The sequence below is a fragment of the Pseudomonas sp. NPDC089554 genome (assembly GCF_050280645.1).
GTDB lineage: Bacteria > Pseudomonadota > Gammaproteobacteria > Pseudomonadales > Pseudomonadaceae > Aquipseudomonas.
On record NZ_JBNNVR010000031.1, the window covers coordinates 16,649 to 35,585 of the forward strand.

The window sequence follows — 18,937 nt, forward strand, 5'->3', positions numbered from 1 at the left end:
CTAGAGAGGAACCTGTGTCATGAAACCTGCATCTCGCATCCTGTTGTGTTGCGCACTGGCTTTGTCGGTGAACAGCTACGCCGCCGAACCACCGCAGTGTCGCCTGGTCCGCATGTCCGACCCCGGCTGGACCGACATCCAGACCACCACCGCCATCGCTACCACCTTGCTCAAGGGCCTGGGCTACCAGACCAAGTCGACCCTGGTCGGGGTGCCCTTGACCTTCAAGGCGTTGTCCGAGGGCAAGAGCATGGATGTGTTCCTCGGCACCTGGCTGCCGACCATGGAGCCGGATCTCAAGCCTTATCGCGATGACGGCAGCATCGATATCGTGCGGGTGAACCTGCAACACGCCAAGTACACCCTGGCGGTGCCGCAGAGCTTGTGGGACCAAGGGCTGAAGGACTTCGCCGACATCGCCAGGTTCAAGGATGCGCTCGGCGGCAAGATCTACGGCCTGGAGCCTGGCGACGGCGGCAACAACGCTGTGCTCAAGGCCATCGACGACAACGCGTTCGGGCTCAAGGACGCAGGTTTCTCAGTGGTCGCCTCGAGCGAGTCAGGCATGCTTTCGCAGGTGGAGAGGGCGCAGCGGCGCAACCAGGCGATCGTCTACCTGGGCTGGGAGCCGCACCCGATGAACACGCGCTTCAAGATGAAGTTCCTCACCGGCGGTGATGCCTACTTCGGCCCGGATTTCGGCGATGCCACGGTCTATACCAGCACCCGCAAGGGGTATGTGGACGAGTGTCCGAACGTGGGGCGGCTGTTGCAGAACCTCAGCTTCACCCTGGACATGGAGAACCACATCATGGGGGCGATCCTGTATCAGAAGATGGCGCCGGAAGCGGCGGCCAAGGCGTGGCTGAAGCAGCACCCCCAGGTGCTTGACACCTGGTTGGCGGGGGTGACCACCTGGGACGGGCAGGCGGGTTTGCCAGCACTCAAGGCGCACTTGGCGCCTTGAGCCGGGGGCCTCACTTGGTGCTGTAGCGCGGTGCGAGCTGGTTGCTGGACAGGTTGCCGAGCAGCGCCTGGCGGCTGCTCTCGTAGCGTTGGTAGTGCTGCAGGTCGTGCATCGCCGGGATGGACACCAGTACACCGGCATCGAAGTCCTGCAAGGCGCCTTCGACCAAGTCGCTGGCAGTCATCACGGTGCTGGCGTCGAGGTTTTCCAGTGGCAAGCCACCGATCTGCCAGAACTCGGTGGCAGTGGCGCCAGGCAGCACGGCCTGCACCTGGATACCTTGCCCGGCCAGTTCCTTGTGCAGCGAATGGGTGAAGGCCGTGACATAGGCCTTGCTGCCGCCGTACACGCCGTTCAACAGCTCCGGCGCCAGGCTGACCACGGAGGACACATTGATGAGCGCGCCCTGCTGGCGAGCGACGAAACCGGGTACGGCAGCGTAGGTGAGGCGGGTGAGGGCGGTGATGTTCAGGGCGATCATCTCGGCCATGCGCTCGACGTCGCTTTCCAGCACACCGGTGTGGGTGCCGATGCCGGCGTTGTTCACCAGCAGGGTGATGCTGGCGTCTTCGCGCAGCTTGCGCTCCACCTGCGCCAGTTGCGCGGCGTTGGCCAGGTCGGCGGCAAGCACTTCGACGTTGCGCTGGGTGTCGAGGCTGATGCGGCTGGCCAGGGTGTCGAGGCGCTCCTGGTTGCGCGCCACCAGTACCAGGTCGTAGCCGCGCTGTGCCAGGCGTTCGGCGTAGACGGCGCCGATGCCGGAGGATGCGCCCGTTACGAGTGCGGTGCCTTTGCGAATGTCGGTCATGGTCCTGCTCCTGTTGCGTTGTTTGAAGGTGGAGCCATGATGCGAAACATTGCCTATGTCTTAAACGACGCATAAGGTAGCGTTTCAAGACATTGCAATCGAGGAGCGCCGCCATGCACCGCGTGGGCTATTTGGTAACCGAGGGTTTTCAGGTGATGTCGCTGGCCTCCCAGGCGGTGTTCGAGTACGCCAATGTGGCGGCGGGCGAGCTGGTCTACCGGATCCAGAACTACTCCCAGGAGGGCGGCATGGTGCGCTCATCCCTGGGCATGCCGATCGAAACCTTGCCCCTGGGCGCGCCGAGCCTTGCCGACAGCTGGATGGTGGCCGGTACGGTTTCGCCCCTGGAACCGGCGTCGCCGCAGGTGCTGGAGAGCGTGCGCGGCTTCGTCGCCAGCGCCCGGCGCACCGCCGGTATCTGCACCGGCGCCTTCGTGCTGGCCCAGGCCGGCGTGCTGGACAAGCGCCGCGCGACGACCCACTGGATTCACGCCCGGGATATGCAGAGCCTGTATCCGAAGATTGAGGTGGATGAAGACCGCATCTTCATTGTCGACGGGCCGGTGTGGACCTCGGCGGGCATGACTGCCGGCATCGACATGGCATTGGGGATGGTGGAGGAGGACCTGGGCGCCGACGTAGCGCGGTCTGTGGCGCGCAAGCTGGTGATGCCGCAGCGCCGGTCCGGGGGGCAGTCGCAGCATTCGGAGTTGCTGACCCTGTCGCCGAAGTCAGACCGCATCCAGAGTGCGTTGGAGTATGCGCGCAGGCATTTGAGCCAGCCTTTGAGTGTGGAGGAGTTGGCCGAGGTGGTGCACTTGAGCCCGCGGCAGTTTACCCGGGTGTTCACGGCAGAGACCGGGCAGTCGCCGGCCAGGGCGGTGGAGCGGTTGAGGTTGGAGGCGGCGCGGTTGATGATCGAGCAGAGTCGGCACAGCTTGGAGCAGGTGGCGCGGGAGACGGGGTTTCGGGATCGGCGGCATATGCGCGAGGTGTTCATGCGTGGGTTTGGGGTGCCGCCGCAGGCGGTTAGGCGGGATGCGCGTCGGGTGTAGTGTTTGAGAGGGTTCGTGATTGACTGCTTTCGACCCACTACTGCCCCTCGCGAAAGGCCGCAGCGTTCAAACACCACTCAGAACTACCAGGCATTGTGTTCGATTAAGTTGAACCGGTTTTACCGCGCGAAGACTGAAGTCCGGGAATCGGCCATGAGCGCGATAAACTCACGCACCCATTTGAAGCCGGCGTGACCATCCGATCGCTCATGCCAGAACATGCCAATCGGAAAACCTTCCACCGGCAAAGGAGGCTCTACGCATAGCAGTTGCTCGCTGCGACCCTCTACGAGTCGGCGTGGAACCAGGGCCACGCAATCCGACTGAGCTACCAACTCCGGCACTGGAAGGAATGACGACGCTGACAGCACTACGTTACGCCTCAGACCTCGCGCGACCAGAGCGTTATCAACCGAAGTAGAAAAGCCACCGCCTCGTAATGACACCACGACATGTTCCAACTGCGCGAACTCATCCACAGTCAAACCTTTGCGTAAGCTCGGATGCCCATGGCGTCCGATCAGCACATAACTTTCTTCGTAGAGGTGTTGTGAGTGCAGCCCGGGTGGAACGCCGTTCATGTTTATCACGGCGAGGTCCACCTCACCGCGGCTCATTTGCAGCTCTAACTGGGGTACGTCCAGGACGCGCAATGCGATACGGACACCCGGCGCTTCGCGTCGCATGGCGACAACGACATGCTTGATCAATACCGCCTGCACGTAGTCCGTGCAGGCGATCGATACCGTCAAACTCGCCGTAGCGGGTTCGAAGTTCAAGTGAGTGGTGACTGTGGCCCTTACCTGGTCGAGCGCTTGGCGAAGTGGGACAAGCAGCTCCAATGCCTTGATGGTGGGTGTCATTCCACGCTGTGCGGGGATAAGAAGAGGGTCGTTGAACACATCGCGCAGGCGGTTCAACTGCGCACTCACCGCGGGCTGGCTCAAATGCAACCGGGCTGCCGCCCTAGTCACGTTCTGCTCGATGAGAAGGGTCTCCAATGTCACAAGCAGATTGAGGTCAAGGCGTCTGGTATCCATCGGGCTGATGCTAGCAGAAAAATTTGGCGATTTCACAGGTCACCCCGGCCCCGCGACACTTCATCGACATCACAGCGGAGCCGTCATTCATGTCGAAAAAAGTACTGATTATCTATGCCCAAGCGACTGGCGAAACCAGAGGTATTGCACGTATGGCAAGGCTTCGCCGACGGTATTGTCCGTGCAGTTCATGGGCTGGCCGATGGTCCCGGTGCAGCGTTTGAGCTGGAATCCGCTACCTTTGAAGAGGCTCGTGAGTACAAGGATGTAGACGCGAAGCCGGACGAGTAACGCTGACCCGTTCGGCAATCCAATTACGTCACCCTAAGTTTTCTGCATCCCCATGTGTGCATCATCCACCAGCGCCTTGGCCATCTCGCTGAGAAAATGCGAAGCCCATACCAGCACCGGTTCGTTGTCCATCACGCCGATGAACGATGCGCGGCGGGCGCTATCGAGTAGCACGGAAGCCTGTTCCAGGGCGTGGTCGGCGCAATTGCCGGGTTCTACGCGGAAAAGCTTTTTGTCTGGGGTGGCGCCGTCGAGGCAGGTGGCGGAGCCGACGGTCCAGCCGAGTTTGCCTATGCGGTTGGATGGGTCCTTGTCCATAGGGAAATCCTTTCGGGATGCAATACAGTAGTGGGGGTGGCAGGCGTTCGGCAGTTGTGGGTTGGATGGCACCGGCGTTGCCGGTGTTCGCGGGCAAGCCCGCTCCTACAGGGATCGCGTACGCCCTGCCTGCGAGGTCGGTTCAGTGCATTGGTGATCGGCTTTTGAGCTGCACTCGCTCCAGAGCACATTCCAGCAGTGAACGCACAGCATCGAGCTCATGCGACACGGTGCGTAGCATGATCGTGGCAGGGGATTTGGGGAGGCAGGCGACTGACTGGTTGGCTACCGCAAGTCCGCACAAGGTGTGTTCCATGGCATCGACCAAGATGTCTTCGAGGTAGTCGGGGGATTCGACGGGGCAGGGTGGGTCGGGGACGATTTTCAACATGTGCTTATCTCGACGTTCGTGGGTATTCAGCCACGTCCCCTTCACCTGCAGAGCGAGGGGTGGCGGCTACGTACAGGCCTGCAAGTCCGGGGAACATCGAGCAAAACCCGGCTGGCCCAAAGGGCCACCCGTACGCAGCCACCATTGAGCACCGCCACGGGCAAACGCCTGCGACTCAAAGGTGAGCACATCGATGTTCGAACAGGCTTGCAGGCCCGGCCGCTGATTTGGCAGCGGCCCGGCGAGACTAGTCGTCATCTCGATGGCGCAAAAGCGGCCAAAGGATGCTTGGGAAACGGACTACGTGAAATGAGGAAAATCTGATTCCTTCGCGTAGGAATGGTAAGCGGCCCCCAAGATTTATTCCCCTCAACAGGCGTACGCTAACGCAACCTCTTCCTTATGTGCAGAACTCGAATAGCCAATGGACCTGATTCATGTGATGCGATCGTTCGTACGTGTCTACGAAACGCACTCGTTCAGCGCGGCCGCTAAAGACTTGAGCCTGAGCCAACCCTCGGTGTCCAAGGCCGTTGCGCAGCTTGAGCAGGCGCTGGGTACACAGCTTTTCCTGCGCTCGACACGCGGCCTGACGCCGACCGATGCAGGGCAAAAATTCTATGAACACTCGCTGCGCACGCTGGATGAGGCCGACCTGGCCGTAAGAGCGGTCAAAGGTGAGAACGCGCCGTTGACCGGCAGGTTGCGGGTCAGCGGCACCATCACGTTCATGAGCCAACACATTATCCCGAGGCTGCCCATATTCCTGGAGCGACACCCAGACCTGACCATCGACCTGCTTCTGGATGATGGAAACATCGGCCTGGTGGAAGAAGGGGCTGAGGTCGCGCTACGGATGGGCAAGTTAGCCAGCTCCAACCTGACAGCCCGCAAGATAGGCCAGTGTCGTCGCATCGTCATTGCGTCCCCCAGTTACTTGGAAAAGCATGGCAGGCCTGAAGAGCCGAGCGACCTTGAGAAGCACGCTGCCATCGTCTTGTCTCGGGGCGAAGGCGGCGAACATATCGCTTTCTCCAAGGATGACCGTTCAATCGAGCTGATGCTCCAGCCCAGGATGCGCGTCAGCGCATTGGAAGGGCTGAAGGCTGCGGTGCTGGCCGGTATGGGCTTGGCAGTGGCAAGTGAATGGATCGTTCAGGATGAGCTGGAAAGCGGACAGGTCGTTGAAGTGCTGGGCGACTGGATGATGCAGAACCTCGATTTATGGATGGTGCTGCCCAACGGGGCTCGCCACGCGAGCTCGAAAGCCCGCGCTTTCATTGCCTTCGTCGAAGATCAACTTGCAACGACGCGATATGGTGTGAGGTAAAAGTTCGCTCCCGTGCTCCGATTCAAATCAGAAGGTCAGCCCGGCGGCACTGAAGAATGCATCCATCCGGCCGTCGAGCTCCCGCTTGGTTTGCGCCCACGCCGGCACCGTATCCAGCAAGCGCTGATGCCAGGCATACAGATTCGGGAACTCATCAAGTGGCGGCCTGGATCGGTCGATCTGCGAGAAGGGCGCGGCGATATCGATGTCAGCCAAGGTGAGTTCATCGCCCACCATAAACTGCCGATCTGCAAGGTGCGCATCGAGCACCTGGGCCGCCGTGCGAATCTTGCTCAAGGCAAGATCGACCACGGCCGTGTTCTGGGGTTTGCCCATCGCCCGGGCACCTACACGCTCGTCGAAAAGCAGCACGAAGAACACACGCCACTGTTCGCCCGACCAGAACATCCACTGCAAGACTTCCGAGCGCTCTTTCGCGGTTTTTCCAAGCAGAGGGGAGTTGGTCTTTTCCGCGAGGTAGATATTGATTGCAGAAGACTCCCAGAGGACCGTTTCGCCCTCCTGAAGAACGGGCGTCAGCCCGTGCGGGTTGAGCTTCAGAAACTCAGGTGTATGGCTTTCGCCTTTGAAGAGGTCGACGTTGATGCGTTCGAAGTCGATGCCCATGATCTTTGCCGCAGTCGTGACACGACGAAGACTGCCCGAGCCCAGGTCGCCATGGATTTTAATCGTCATAGTAGTTTCGCAGGTAGGTGATTAGAGGGATTTGACGTCACAGTGCGTGACTCGCAACTAAAGGTATGCCTGAGTGTTTGGCGGCAGAAGGCGCGAGCAATGAATGACATCTATTCGAAGCGCGAATATTTGCGCCGTTGATTGGGCAGCGTTCGGCGAGACCAGGTCATAGCCGCCCTTGGCATTGCTTGTACAAAAGTGCTTACCCACGCCTAACAACAAGCGCATTTCTGCATTCGTCGAAACGCAAAAGTGCGAGCCAAAACTTTCTGATTATTCGCTAACGTGACCCTCAGTTCGGGCCAATAGCCGAACCGTCTTGCTGACCCGAAACTGGAAATTGTGCGGCGCTTTACCTGCGTCTCGTATCGCCATTGGCGGGTCGAAAACGACGATTAATAACAGTTAAAGGAGAGTAACCATGTCAGTGATCCACCTCACGGCCAAGGACGCCAGCTACCACCGCTACCAAGACAAGGAAGTGTTCCTCGGCGACGTTCTGGACGACTCCAAGAGCACGACCATGAGCGCCGGCTATTACATCAACCCGAAAAAGGGTGTGAACAACGAGTGGATCGTGGCTTACGACGAAGTGCTGGTCGTTACCCGGGGCGCGCTGACCATTCGTTTCGAAGGGGGCAGCAAGACCGCGCAACAAGGCGAGATCATCTTCATCGCCAAGGGCACGAAGGTCGCCTATGAGGCGGGCGAAGACGATACTCAGGCCGTGTACGTAAGCTACCCGCATTGGCTCAAGGCTCAGCAGGGTTCGGAACATGCCCACTACCTGGAGCGTGTAAAGCCCGCACCAGAGTTCTCGCCGCAAGACTGATCAGCGGGCTGCGATAGCGTTGGATCGGTGCAACTGGCCCTTCCAGGAGCGGTCAACTGAACCACCACCGAATCCGGGATCGTTATTCAAAGCATGCCGCAGACGCGACCCGCACGAAACGCGGGTCGCGTCGCAGTCATTCATGGGTGTTGACGAGAAGTCGGGCGCGACACCGGTGGCAGGAGCAGGCTCCACGAGAAGACAGTTGCTCCTACAAAGGGGCGCACATGCAGCGTAGTTACAGCGTCCGCAGCATTTCCCAGAAAGATGCGCCCACCCCCGTGATGCTTTCCCCTGCAATCAACCCCGCCGCCGCAGTGATCGCGAAGCGCTCCGTGACGCTCGGCCAGCGGCAGCTCACCAACCAGGTGAGCACCGCGCCCAGGCCCATCATCATGGCAATCGAAGCTGGCAATATGAACGCCAAGCCCAGCGCAGCGGTGCTCGGAAGCCATCGGGCCGTGCGTTGTGGCAGGAGACTGTCCAGCGCACCTAGCAACACGCCAAGCGCACTACCAACCACAATCGCCCAACGAATCTCCGGCGACAGCACCCCCAGCCCTTGCGTCAGCGTCTGGGCCACCGCTTTCCAGGTCGCAACGGCCGGTGCGGGCCACTGCTCGGTCAGCAGCATCGCCTTCGGGTCGGGAATCAGCAGCAGGTACACCAGCACGCCCACGATGCTGCCGATGAAGATCCCAATACATTGGGCAACCAACTGCTTGTGCGGCGTTGCGCCAATCGCCTGGCCCACCTTGAAGTCGTTCATCAGGTCGGTGGATTGCCCGGCCGCGCCGCCCGCCGTGTTGGCACTCATCAGGTTGATGGCCACCTGGCCGGGGGGGCGATCAGGCCGAAGCTCAGTTGCGACAGCTTGCCGATGGCGCCAATCGGCGCGATGCCGGTGGCGCCGACCACGCGTGCGGCGACCACTGCCAGGCAAATGGCCAAGGGAATGCTCAACAGTGCCATCCACCAATCGATGCCGAACAGCAGCACTTGCAGGGCTACTACCAGCAAGGCGGACAGCATCAGGCCCAACGCGGGCCAAGGCGAAAAGCGCCTGCGGGCAACAGGCTGAGGATCTGCCCGTCGCTTGGCGCGCGACTGCCGTGACGTTTGCCACAGCCGCATTGCCAGTGAAGTCAGGGTCGCGCAGACCATCAGGCTCACCCCTGGCCACAAAAGCCACTCCACGAACACCGCGAACTGCGGGCCGCTGGCGTGCGGGGCGAACGTCACCAGACCATGCTCGACCAGCCACGGCGCCAGCCCGCCCCAGGCCAAGACCGCGCCGACCAGCAAGGTCAGGCCCACACGAATGCCGATGATGCCGCCGAAGCCGATCAGCATCAGCGAAGGGTCGAAGGTGAAGGTCAGGCGTTCGAGGGCAGGTGTAGGTGCCCAGCGCGGTATGGCCCAGACAACCCCGTCGATCCACTTCACCAGCCCGGACAACAACGCGGCGGCGCACAGCACCTTGATCCGCGCCATCGCTTCACGCCCTTGGTTGTAGATCTGACGCAGCGTTTCCAGGGTCGCCATGCCTTCCGGAAACCTCAGGTCATGGTCGTTGAGCAAGGCGGGGCGCAGGTACCAGGCGATCCAGATGCCGAGGAAGCTAACGCAGAACACCCACGCCATCATCGGTACGGGGTCCAGTTGCTGGCCGGTGAGCAGGGTATAGGCGGGGATCGGCGCGACCAGCCCGCCGGACACGATGGAGGCGGCGGCCGAGGCCACGGTCTGGTTGATGTTGCTTTCGTGCAGCGACCATGCGGGCCGCGCCTTCAGGCCCTGCCACAGGGCGAAGCCGACCAGCAGCGCGATGATCGACATGTTGAACGACCAGCCGATCTTCAGCCCTGCATACACATTCGAGGGCGTGAGCAGGATGCCCAGCATCGCGCCGGTGAGCACTGCCCGCAGGCTCAGTTCACGTTCGACGCGAACCGGGGGCAGGGCGGTGGATGGGGCATTTCCCATGGCGATCCTTCCTGGAGGTTGCGAGCGCGGTTTGCACAACTGAGCCCTGGCGGCCACGAAGGTTCACTGGGTCGAGGGGAGGGTAAGCTTTTTTGCCTAGGGCAAGTCCGCTGGCACAGAGGAAGGTGATCACTGAGTGAGCTCATGCATGCCGTCTAAGACTTTGGTATTAGATTGCATCCATTTGATACAAGCGGCTATCCAATCGAAGAGCGACTTAAACCCTTGCCCCACTGGGTGATCGGCGAAATACGCGTGCTCCTGATGAGCCGAAAACCTGGTGAATCCAGCATTCTAGAGCGGTCAATAGGATTTTCCTGAACCTGCGAACTGCGCTACCCTCCTGCCGCCAAAACAATACCAAGGAGCAGGCAAGGATGAAGGTCGAGATTCAGCAAGACGCAAGCGGTTGTGGCTGCAAGGTAGTCATCGACGGCCATGCGGTCTCGTTCGCCAGCGTCGGTGATGCGCAAGCGTACGTCGCACGCCTGCAAGAGCGTCTGCAAGCCGCACCCCACGCATTCGCGGCCCCGGAAAACCCGGCCTAGCAGAGCCGGACGGCTTCTACAATACGCCGTGCTTATCAGGCGCAGCGCTTGAGAATCGTCTTGCTGGGCCGGCGCACCCGGCGTTTGCAGACATCCCTCGACTTGATCCAGCGACAGGCCTCTATCTCGTTGCGAGGGCGGGGCTTGTCGTCGGTCTGGCGCGCTTCGAACAGGTAGTGGATAACCCTGTCCTCGCGGTACATCGTGAGGTAGCGAAGCTCATCGAATGCCAGGCCGGTCTCCTCGGCCATCTCGCGCATGGCAGCTTCGAGTGGCGTTTCGTCTCGCTCCACCCGCCCGCCAGGCAGGTTCCACTTGGCGTTGCGTTTACGCACGAACAGCACTTCGCCATCCTTGCGGTAGATCACCGTGGCACGCAGCTTGATGCCCTTGCGTCTGGCTGTTGCAGTGTCCATTGCCTTCATGCGCTGTCCCGTCATGGCTGGTTGGGCTGGGTCCGGCAGGTTCCTTCCCGAGGTTAAACGGTCGTTGTGTCGGTTAGATGACCGTTGCAGCCAGAAGACGGTTCAGGTTGATCGATAGGTCAGGCAAGGCGTGCATTCACCATCCGCAGAAGATGCACGGCTACCTCGCTTACGCCCTTGTTCTGCGCAACCACCTGCGCGCCCTCCAGCAGCAATGTCAGCTCCTGGGCCATGTATATAGGCTCGGGCAAGCCGGCCTGCTGGCACAGCGTGGTCAGCCGCCCGAACTGGCGCTGCTTGTGCGACTCGATCAACTGCCTTGCCGGGTGCTGTGGGTCGGCAAGCTCCGCCAAGCTGTTGGTGAATGGGCAGCCGCGGTACCCCGACGTGGCCAGGCTCGCCGCGATAAATTCGGCGAACCCCAGCAACTGCTGCTTAGGCTGCCCTGGCCATTGCTGCGCCAGCTCATCGAGCACGGCGTTGTACTGCTCGGTGAGCAGTCGCAGCCATTCCAGCACCAGTACGTCCTTGGTCTCGAAGTGCCGGTACAGGGTCATCTTGGTCGAGCCCGCCTGGGCGGCGATGGCGTCCACGGTCACCCGCGCGATGCCCTGTTCGAAAAAAAGCGCCTGGGCGGCATCGATGATGCGTTCACGCGGGGGCAACTGCGCGATGCGTTCAGGGCGGATGGATGGTTCCACGGCGAGCATTCTCCAGCGGTCACATTTTGCTTGACGGCGATACTAAACAGTATTGCATGATACTAACAAGTATCGCACGATACCGACCAGTATATTTGCTCAATGCAGGAGACCGCGATGGACCTTTCCGAATACGCCGAACATGACGCCGTTGGCCTGGCAGGCCTGATCGCCGACCGCCAGGTCAGCGAGCTCGAAGTACGCAACGCCGCGCTGCGCGCCATGCAGACGCTCAACCCGCAGATCAACGCTGTCGTCGAGGCCTGGGAAGACGAACCAACGTCGCAGCCAGGCCCTCTGCAAGGGGTGCCGATGCTGGTCAAGGACCTGGGCCTGAGCGTACGCAACCGTCGCAATGAGCTGGGCAGCCGACTGGCGCAAGGCTGCATCGCCGGGGCCGATACCGAGCTGATGAGCCGGTTTCGACGCAGCGGCCTGGTCGCGCTGGGCCGCACCACTACGCCAGAGCTGGCGGCCAGCACCACGACCGAGAACCGTGTGGATGGCCCCACCCGCAACCCGTGGGACCTGACCCGCAGCGCAGGCGGCTCCAGTGGCGGCTCGGCGGCGGTGGTGGCGGCGGGCTTGGTGCCGCTAGCCCACGCTACCGATGGCGGCGGTTCGATCCGCGTGCCTGCGGCCGCGTGCGGGCTGTTCGGCCTGAAACCCAGCCGGGGTCGGCTGCCCATGGGCCCGGATGTCGACGAAGTGTGGGCCGGGCTTGCCGTGCACGGCGTGCTGAGCCGTTCCGTACGGGATACCGCCGCCGTGCTCGATGCCGTACACGGGCCAGCCCAGGGCGACCCGTTCCACATCGCATCGCCGCCGCAGCCCTTCGCTTCGCTGCTCGAACGTGAGCCGGGGCCTCTGCGTATTGCCGTGCAGGAGCATGCCCTCAATGGCCAGCGGACCGCCCCCGAAGTGAGCGCCGCCCTGAAGCAGGTATGCCAGGCACTGGAGGAGTTGGGCCATCAGGTGACTCCCGTCGTCGCCAATATCGGCCTGAGCTGGGAGGCGTTCGTGGAGTTGAATGCGTGCTTCTGGTCCAGCAATACGGCGGCCTGGATCGACGTCATCGCTGCAGCTACAGGTCGGACCATCGACGAATCCACGCTGGAGCCTGCAACCCTGGCGCTTTACCGGCTCGGCCAGGAACTGAGCGCAACGCAATTACTGGGCGCCATGTACCAACGCAATAGAGTGACCCGCAACCTGGGCCAGCTCTTCAGCCACTACGACGTGCTGCTGACACCGACGCTGCCCAACGCCCAACCCGTCATCGGCCAGTACAACGACGGCCAGCAAGCACTCGATGGCCTTGGCTGGATGGCCCGCGTGTTCGAGCACTCGCCGTTCACCGCCGTAGCCAACGTCAGCGGATGCCCGGCCATGTCCGTGCCGCTGGCCCATGATGCGGCCAGTGGCTTGCCGATCGGCATGCAGTTCGGGGCAGGGTATGGGCGTGAGGGGCCCTTGCTGCAATTGGCGGCGCAGCTGGAGCGGGCGTTGCCTTGGAAAGGGCGGCGGCCTGGCGTTTGGGTGGGGAACTACCGATAGCTGTGCCCTGGCTATTCATGTCCTGCAAGGGCCTGCCGATCTAGATAGGGCAGTCGCCGACAGGCGACTTCCCGACTAACTCGCCCCGTTTCTGGAGTCACAGTGCCCACACTGACGAAAACCTTTGCCTGGCTTTGCGCTGGCATGTTCAGCACCACCGTGCTTGCCGGTACACCGGGTCTTGAGGAATACCACAAGGCCATGGCGACCCAGGAGCAACTGGGGCAAATTGCGGATGAAGTGCTCAACGCCGACGTGGAAGCCATCAAGCAGCTTCCCGCCGCGGAGAAAGAGGCCAAGGCAAAGCACATGCTTACCGTTACGTCAGATTACCGTGAGCAGCTTCGTGCCTCGGCCACCGCAGGCTTCGCTCCCGCGCAATATCTGTATGCGGTATTGCTGAAAAGCGAGAACAGGATGGGGCAGCCGCCCAAGAACGATCGCAGTGCAGTCTGCGAGCTTCTGAACGACGCTTCCAGGCAGGGCTTCATGGCGGCGAGCCTGGGCCGAGCGCGTTACTGCAACAAACCGAACAGCGCTGCCGAACTCCTTACCTCCAGCGACGCGGTCCGGGCCAGCCTGCGCTCGGACATCGACCGTCAGGACCCTTACGGAGCGTTCTATCCGGTCCAGGCGTTTACCCTGGCAGAGTGTATTGAGCTGCCGACCCCAGAGGTATTAGCAACGATGAGCCAGCAGGAGCAACTCCTGGCCATGCAGCCTCCGTTCATGGACCTGGAGCAATTCAAGGCCGAGGCGCACTTTCAATTGGCAGCGCTGGAGCAGACTGACAACCGTGACATGGCCCAGCAACACCTCAGTTTGGCGAGCGAGTTTGGCTGTTACGCCAAGACCGTTGAAGCGATGCAGCGGGCGCTCGCGCGGGGCAAATAACCCGCGCACACTCGCTAGCAGTTCACTCGAAGTGTCAGCCCCGGGCTTACCCAGCGGTGCTCGTTGCAAGGCCGCTTGACCTCTACTTAACCTGAGGTTGCAGACTGCCCGCACCTTTCACGGAGTAGTCCCATGACACCTGCCTCTCATACAGCATTCACCCTGTCCAACCCTGATGAGTTGTACGATCCTCGTGGTAACGGATATTCCCACGTCGCTGAAGTGGCGCCAGGCACCCGGCTGCTGTTCATCGCAGGGCAGGGCGGCGAAGATGCCGAGGGCCATCTGTCCTCGGACTTTACCGCTCAGGCCAGCCAGGCGCTGGCCAACCTGGAGACGGCATTAGCGTCTCGGGGTGCAAGCTTGGCACAGGTCTTCAAGCTGACGCTGCTGATCGTCGACCATGACGAGGAGCGTCTGCGCGCCTGGGTCGCACATGCTAACCGCATCTGGGAGCCAGGGCGGCAACCGGTCTGCACGCTGATCCCGGTGCCGCGCCTGGCACTGGATGGCATGTTGATTGAAATTGATGCGGTGGCTGCTGGGTAAAGGGCCAGCAAGGTATCCGGCGCTTGCACTTGGAAGCCGATACAAGCATCGAACTTTCTGCTTCGTGTAGGGGCTTTCTGAAACATGCCCCTGAAGTCATTTCGCCATTGCGATGCCCCATCGGGCCCTTTAGTCTCTGCGCCGTCGTTGCCAATTCAGCGGCCAGGCCTGCAAGCCTGCGTGCAATAACCCCCCTGCGCTCGCGCCCTGCACGATGTCGGCGATTCCCCTCCAAAGACCGCGTGTCAGGGTGGTTGTGCAGAGGTGATGCTCGACCCCATCGGCTTCGTTTATTGCACCAGTCTTGCAGTCCTGCTCTCACCTCCCACCGCTCCCCGCAATTTAGCCGGCGCCGATCCTCCGCCAGCCACGCACTTTCCACTTGAATTGTTGCCCCGCTCCGGGTATTTGGATGTCTGCACGCCTTCCCGTCGCCCTGGACGTCCCACCCTATGCCCCTCGACCTGCACGCCCTGTATCCCAGGCTGATCCACCTGATGCTGGACACGGTCTTCGTGGTGAACCGCGACAACCAGATCGTCTTCGTCAGCGAGGCCTGCGAGGCGCTGCTGGGGTACCGGCCCGAAGAGTTGGTTGGCACGCCGATTACTCACTACATGCACCCCGACGACCTGGCCGCCACGCGCGCCTCGATCATCCGCGTGATGAACGGCCAGCCCCATGTCGATTTCCGCAACCGCTATATCCGCAAGGACGGCGGGGTGGTGTACATCCTCTGGTCGGCGTGCTGGTCCGAGGAGATTGGCGCGCGCATCGGCGTGGCGCGCAACGTCACGGCCCTGACCCATGCAGAGGAAGAACTGCGCTTCCTCGCCCACCACGACCCGCTGACCCGCCTGACCAACCGCTCGCTGTTCAACGACCGCCTGGCCACCGCCCTGCGCAGCGCGCGGCGCCATGGCCATTCGCTGGCGCTGCTGTTCGTGGACATCAACGGCTTCAAAGGCATCAACGATGCCTTTGGTCACGCCATGGGCGACCGCGTGCTGTGCGCCGTGGCGCAACGCTTGCAGGCCTGCGTGGCCGAGACCGACACCGTGGCACGCATTGGCGGTGACGAGTTCACCGTGCTGCTGAGCGAGGTGGCGTCGAAAAACGCCGTGTGCGAGCAGGTGCAGCGGATCATCACCGCCATGGCCGAGCCCCTGGGCGCGGATTTCGCCGGCTTGCCCATGCCCTCGTGCAGCATCGGCGTGGCCTGCTACCCCGACGACGGGGAGGATGCCGATGCGTTGCTCAGCCACGCCGACAGCGACATGTACCGGATCAAGCGCCTGGCCACGGGTACCGGCTGACCGCTTCTTAACCTGCCAGGCGACGACAAAGCGCTTATGCTAGGGGCTTCAATGCCGAAGGAGCCCACCCCATGGCCTGGTCTGCCACCCAGTATTCCCTCTTCGAAAACGAACGTACCCGCGCCGTGCGCGACCTGCTCGCCGCCGTACCGCCGCGCCCGATACGCCAGGCCACCGACCTGGGCTGCGGCCCGGGCAACTCCACCGAGGTGTTGTTGCAGCAAAGCGGCGATGCCCAGGTGACGGCCCTCGACAGCGACCCGGACATGATCGAAAAGGCCCGCGAGCGCCCACGCCTGAAAGTGCCGCGGGTGCGCTGCGAGATCGCCGACATCGCCCACTGGAGCGCGGTCGTGCCCCAGGACCTGATCCTTGCCAACGCCTCGTTGCAGTGGGTGCCTGACCACGGCGACCTCTATCCGCACCTGGTGCGCCAGCTGTCCGACGGCGGCAGCCTGGCGGTGCAGACCCCGGACAACCTCGACGAGCCCGCCCATCGGCGCATGCGCGAGATCGCCAGCCAAGGCCCGTGGGCCGCCAAGTTCGCCGATTTCTCGCTGCCGCCCCGGCACAACGGCGCCTTCTACTACGACCTGCTCAGCCCACTGTGCACCCGGGTGGATGTGTGGCGCACCACCTACCATCACCCGCTCGAGGGTGGCGCGCAGGCGGTGGTGGAGTGGTTCAAGGGCTCGGGGCTACGGCCGTACCTGGCGCGGCTGGAGGAGGGCGAGCGCGAGGATTTTTTGCAGCTGTACCTGCAAGCGATGGAGCAGGACTACCCGACGGCCAGCGACGGCAAGGTGCTGCTGCCGTTCCCCCGGCTATTCGTGGTGGCGACGCGCTAGGCGCCAGACCACGTAGCCATACACCCCAAGGTTCAGGCCCAGCACGATGGCGCCCAGCACGGTCTGGATCTGCGGCGTGAGCCCGGCAGGGTAGATCAGCGGCCAGAGGTAGTGCTCGATGAACCCGCCTTGGTAGCCGGCCTGCCCGGCGGCCAGGCGCAGGCGGTTTTCCCACTCGGTCAGCGGGCATTCCAGGTGCAGGCACTCCACCGCCAGGCCCCAGGCCAGGGCCGGCAGGTGGACGAACACGGCGCGGCGCCAGCGCAGCACCAGCAGGCCACCGAACAGCACCAGCAGGATGAAGGCCAGGTGCAGCACGAGCAGGGTATCGGCACTCAGGCGGTAGAGCATGTTGGGGGCGTCGTAGGGCAGTCGATAGCGCTGATTGTAGTAGCGACGCCGCGAACCTTGTGGGCGCGGGTTCACCCGCGAAGGCCTCTACGCGATTTCTTGTCGATCACCTGCCCGAGGGCGTATAAACTGCAACCCACTTTTTAGGCCGGTCGCTTCCTGAACTGGCCGCTGAAACAAAGAGAGTCGACATGGGCGCACAGTGGAAAGCCAAGCATAGAGAAGCCGCAGCCAATGCCAAAGGCAAGATCATGGGCAAGCTGGCCAAGGAAATTCAGATCGCCGCCAAGTCTGGCGCCGACCCGGACATGAACCCGCGCCTGCGCCTGGCGATAGAGCAGGCCAAGAAGGCCTCGATGACCCGCGATACCCTGGAGCGCGCGATCCGCAAAGGCGCAGGCCTGGATGGCGACGCGGTGCAGTACAGCGCCGTCAGCTACGAAGGCTTCGCCCCGCACCAGGTGCCGCTGATCGTCGAGTGCCTGACCGACAACGTCAACCGTACCGTCGCGCAGATCCGCGTGCTGTTCCGCAAGGGCCAGTTGGGCGCCAGCGGTTCCGTGGCCTGGGACTTCAACCATGTCGGCCTGATCGAGGCCACCCCGGCCGCTGCCGATGCCGACCCGGAAATGGCCGCCATCGAAGCCGGCGCCCAGGATTTCGAGGAAGGCGAGGAAGAGGGTGCGACCCTGTTCATCACCGACATCACCGACCTGGATGCCGTGCAGAAAGCCTTGCCCGAGCACGGCTTCACCGTGACGGCGGCGAAAATCGGCTACACCCCGAAGAACCCGGTGAGCGCTGCCAGCCTGAGCGCCGAAGCCCTGGCCGAGGTGGAAGCCTTCCTCGAAGCCATCGACGAGAACGATGACGTGCAGAACGTCTATGTCGGCCTGACTGCCTGAGTCACCCATCTGGGCCGCTGCGCGGTCTTTCGCGACACAAGGCCGCTCCTACAGATTCGCCTGGGGCCTGTAGGAGCGGCCTTGTGTCGCGATTCGAGGGCAACGCCCTCGCCAGTGCCACTGGAGTCGAACGCCATGACCCCCACCTTCGCCTCCCTCAGCCTCGCCCACCTGCGCACCCTCGACACCCTCCTGCACCTGAAGAACCTCAGCCACGCCGCCGAACGCCTGGGTTGCAGCCAATCGGCCCTGAGCCGCCAGCTGGCCCACCTGCGCGACGCCTTCGATGACCCGCTGCTGGTCCGCCAGGGCCGTGGCTATGTACTCAGCGAGCATGCCGAAACCTTGGTCGAGCCGCTACGCCAAGTGCTCGACGAGCTCAGCGCCCTGCGCCAACCCGCCGCCTTCGACCCCGCCCGCTGCGAGCGGCGCTTCTGCCTGGCCGCCTCGGACTACGTCGCCGAACACATCCTGCCCGACCTGGTCACGGCGCTCGAGCGCGAGGCACCTGGCGTGTCCCTGGAGTACCGCACCTGGCAGGCCGGGCAGTACGCCTTGCTGGCCAGCGGCGAGATCGACCTGGCCACCACGCTGTTCGACGAGTCGCCGCCCAACCTGCATGGCCGCCTGCTCGGCGAGGACCGCGCGGTGTGCCTGATGCACCGCGAGCACCCGCTGACCGCGAGCGACACGGTGAGCCAGCACGACTACCTGGCCTACAAGCATGTGCGGGTGTCCGGTGGTGGCGACAAGGACAGCTTCATCGACCGCCACCTGCGCGCCCAGGGCCTGCAACGGCGCATGGCGCTGCAAGTGCCGTTCTTCAGTGCCATGGTGCAGGTGGTCGGCAACGGCCAGGCCCTGTCCACGGTGCCCGAGCACATCGCCCGGCAACTGGAGCGTACGCACCCAGTGGCCTGGCGCCCGTTGGGCTTTATCGAGCATACCCAGCGCTACTGGGTGGTGTGGCACCAGCGCTTGCAGGCCTCGGCCGAGCACCGCTGGCTGCGTAACCGGGTGTTCGAGCTGTGGCGCCAGTCGCAGTTCGGTGTGCAGGGCGGGCATGCGGCTTCGCGATAGCAGCTATGCGCGAAGTGGGGTTCTTCCTCACCGAGGTGCTGTCTAGACT

The 18,937-nt window shown here is 62.7% G+C and carries 20 protein-coding genes and 1 pseudogene; 12 read left to right on the top strand and 9 right to left on the bottom strand.

The window, feature by feature from the left end; translation table 11 throughout:
- Nucleotides 1-19 precede the first annotated feature (19 nt).
- Complete coding sequence (choX, locus tag ACQKPE_RS11880; protein ID WP_427666008.1) at nucleotides 20-967, top strand: choline ABC transporter substrate-binding protein; 948 nt, start codon at nucleotides 20-22, stop codon at nucleotides 965-967.
- A 10-nt stretch (nucleotides 968-977) separates the two neighbouring features.
- On the opposite strand, the gene ACQKPE_RS11885 is transcribed toward choX, so the two are convergent.
- On the bottom strand, nucleotides 978-1,775 hold the full coding sequence (locus ACQKPE_RS11885; RefSeq protein ID WP_427666010.1) for an SDR family NAD(P)-dependent oxidoreductase: 798 nt from the start codon (nucleotides 1,773-1,775) through the stop codon (nucleotides 978-980).
- 113 nt (nucleotides 1,776-1,888) lie between these two features.
- Here ACQKPE_RS11885 and ACQKPE_RS11890 point away from each other — a divergent pair, with 113 nt between their 5' ends.
- Nucleotides 1,889-2,830: a GlxA family transcriptional regulator gene (locus ACQKPE_RS11890; RefSeq protein WP_427666012.1), complete on the top strand. Its 942-nt coding sequence runs from the start codon at nucleotides 1,889-1,891 to the stop codon at nucleotides 2,828-2,830.
- Between the two features lie 119 nt (nucleotides 2,831-2,949).
- Here the strand turns inward: ACQKPE_RS11890 and ACQKPE_RS11895 are convergent, their stop codons facing one another.
- The 3 genes from ACQKPE_RS11895 to ACQKPE_RS11905 form a co-directional block, all read right to left on the bottom strand.
- Nucleotides 2,950-3,870 carry a LysR family transcriptional regulator gene (locus tag ACQKPE_RS11895; RefSeq protein WP_427666014.1) on the bottom strand — a complete coding sequence of 307 codons (921 nt, stop codon included), beginning with the start codon at nucleotides 3,868-3,870 and terminating at the stop codon, nucleotides 2,950-2,952.
- Nucleotides 3,871-4,194: 324 nt separating this feature from the next.
- A complete protein-coding gene (locus ACQKPE_RS11900; protein ID WP_427666016.1) occupies nucleotides 4,195-4,479 on the bottom strand; it encodes a DUF3077 domain-containing protein in 285 nt (94 codons plus the stop codon).
- 142 nt (nucleotides 4,480-4,621) lie between these two features.
- The gene (locus ACQKPE_RS11905; protein WP_427666018.1) at nucleotides 4,622-4,870 is read right to left on the bottom strand and encodes a hypothetical protein; all 249 of its coding nucleotides are present in this window, start codon (nucleotides 4,868-4,870) and stop codon (nucleotides 4,622-4,624) included.
- A gap of 424 nt (nucleotides 4,871-5,294) precedes the next feature.
- On the opposite strand from ACQKPE_RS11905, the gene ACQKPE_RS11910 reads away from it, so the two are divergent.
- Nucleotides 5,295-6,200 (top strand): LysR family transcriptional regulator, encoded by a 906-nt coding sequence (locus tag ACQKPE_RS11910; RefSeq protein ID WP_427666019.1) that lies wholly within the window; start codon nucleotides 5,295-5,297, stop codon nucleotides 6,198-6,200.
- Nucleotides 6,201-6,227: 27 nt separating this feature from the next.
- Here the strand turns inward: ACQKPE_RS11910 and ACQKPE_RS11915 are convergent, their stop codons facing one another.
- Nucleotides 6,228-6,896 carry a glutathione S-transferase family protein gene (locus ACQKPE_RS11915; RefSeq protein ID WP_427666021.1) on the bottom strand — a complete coding sequence of 223 codons (669 nt, stop codon included), beginning with the start codon at nucleotides 6,894-6,896 and terminating at the stop codon, nucleotides 6,228-6,230.
- A 421-nt stretch (nucleotides 6,897-7,317) separates the two neighbouring features.
- Between ACQKPE_RS11915 and ACQKPE_RS11920 the strand changes: the two genes are divergently transcribed.
- The gene (locus ACQKPE_RS11920) at nucleotides 7,318-7,728 is read left to right on the top strand and encodes a hypothetical protein (protein ID WP_427666023.1); all 411 of its coding nucleotides are present in this window, start codon (nucleotides 7,318-7,320) and stop codon (nucleotides 7,726-7,728) included.
- Nucleotides 7,729-7,966: 238 nt separating this feature from the next.
- On the opposite strand, the pseudogene ACQKPE_RS11925 reads toward ACQKPE_RS11920, so the two are convergent.
- Nucleotides 7,967-9,714 (bottom strand): annotated as a pseudogene (locus tag ACQKPE_RS11925) (OPT family oligopeptide transporter).
- A gap of 377 nt (nucleotides 9,715-10,091) precedes the next feature.
- On the opposite strand from ACQKPE_RS11925, the gene ACQKPE_RS11930 reads away from it, so the two are divergent.
- Complete coding sequence (locus ACQKPE_RS11930; protein WP_427666024.1) at nucleotides 10,092-10,262, top strand: hypothetical protein; 171 nt, start codon at nucleotides 10,092-10,094, stop codon at nucleotides 10,260-10,262.
- A 35-nt stretch (nucleotides 10,263-10,297) separates the two neighbouring features.
- Here ACQKPE_RS11930 and ACQKPE_RS11935 read toward each other — a convergent pair whose 3' ends face one another.
- The gene (locus ACQKPE_RS11935; RefSeq protein ID WP_427666026.1) at nucleotides 10,298-10,678 is read right to left on the bottom strand and encodes an NUDIX hydrolase; all 381 of its coding nucleotides are present in this window, start codon (nucleotides 10,676-10,678) and stop codon (nucleotides 10,298-10,300) included.
- 128 nt (nucleotides 10,679-10,806) lie between these two features.
- Nucleotides 10,807-11,388: a TetR/AcrR family transcriptional regulator gene (locus tag ACQKPE_RS11940; RefSeq protein WP_427666028.1), complete on the bottom strand. Its 582-nt coding sequence runs from the start codon at nucleotides 11,386-11,388 to the stop codon at nucleotides 10,807-10,809.
- 117 nt (nucleotides 11,389-11,505) lie between these two features.
- On the opposite strand from ACQKPE_RS11940, the gene ACQKPE_RS11945 reads away from it, so the two are divergent.
- From ACQKPE_RS11945 to tam, 5 genes are all read left to right on the top strand, one after another.
- A complete protein-coding gene (locus ACQKPE_RS11945) occupies nucleotides 11,506-12,945 on the top strand; it encodes an amidase (protein ID WP_427666030.1) in 1,440 nt (479 codons plus the stop codon).
- A gap of 102 nt (nucleotides 12,946-13,047) precedes the next feature.
- On the top strand, nucleotides 13,048-13,839 hold the full coding sequence (locus tag ACQKPE_RS11950; protein ID WP_427666032.1) for a hypothetical protein: 792 nt from the start codon (nucleotides 13,048-13,050) through the stop codon (nucleotides 13,837-13,839).
- Nucleotides 13,840-13,971: 132 nt separating this feature from the next.
- Nucleotides 13,972-14,388 (top strand): RidA family protein, encoded by a 417-nt coding sequence (locus ACQKPE_RS11955; protein WP_427666034.1) that lies wholly within the window; start codon nucleotides 13,972-13,974, stop codon nucleotides 14,386-14,388.
- Between the two features lie 452 nt (nucleotides 14,389-14,840).
- On the top strand, nucleotides 14,841-15,704 hold the full coding sequence (locus ACQKPE_RS11960) for a diguanylate cyclase domain-containing protein (protein WP_427666036.1): 864 nt from the start codon (nucleotides 14,841-14,843) through the stop codon (nucleotides 15,702-15,704).
- 71 nt (nucleotides 15,705-15,775) lie between these two features.
- The gene (gene tam / locus ACQKPE_RS11965) at nucleotides 15,776-16,552 is read left to right on the top strand and encodes a trans-aconitate 2-methyltransferase (RefSeq protein ID WP_427666037.1); all 777 of its coding nucleotides are present in this window, start codon (nucleotides 15,776-15,778) and stop codon (nucleotides 16,550-16,552) included.
- On the opposite strand, the gene ACQKPE_RS11970 is transcribed toward tam, so the two are convergent.
- The gene (locus ACQKPE_RS11970) at nucleotides 16,529-16,903 is read right to left on the bottom strand and encodes a DUF2784 domain-containing protein (RefSeq protein ID WP_427666061.1); all 375 of its coding nucleotides are present in this window, start codon (nucleotides 16,901-16,903) and stop codon (nucleotides 16,529-16,531) included. The genes tam and ACQKPE_RS11970 overlap by 24 nt on opposite strands.
- A 191-nt stretch (nucleotides 16,904-17,094) precedes the next feature.
- Here ACQKPE_RS11970 and ACQKPE_RS11975 point away from each other — a divergent pair, with 191 nt between their 5' ends.
- Nucleotides 17,095-17,808 (top strand): YebC/PmpR family DNA-binding transcriptional regulator, encoded by a 714-nt coding sequence (locus ACQKPE_RS11975; RefSeq protein WP_427666039.1) that lies wholly within the window; start codon nucleotides 17,095-17,097, stop codon nucleotides 17,806-17,808.
- A 135-nt stretch (nucleotides 17,809-17,943) separates the two neighbouring features.
- A complete protein-coding gene (locus ACQKPE_RS11980) occupies nucleotides 17,944-18,888 on the top strand; it encodes a LysR family transcriptional regulator (RefSeq protein WP_427666041.1) in 945 nt (314 codons plus the stop codon).
- The last annotated feature ends 49 nt before the right edge of the window (nucleotides 18,889-18,937 follow it).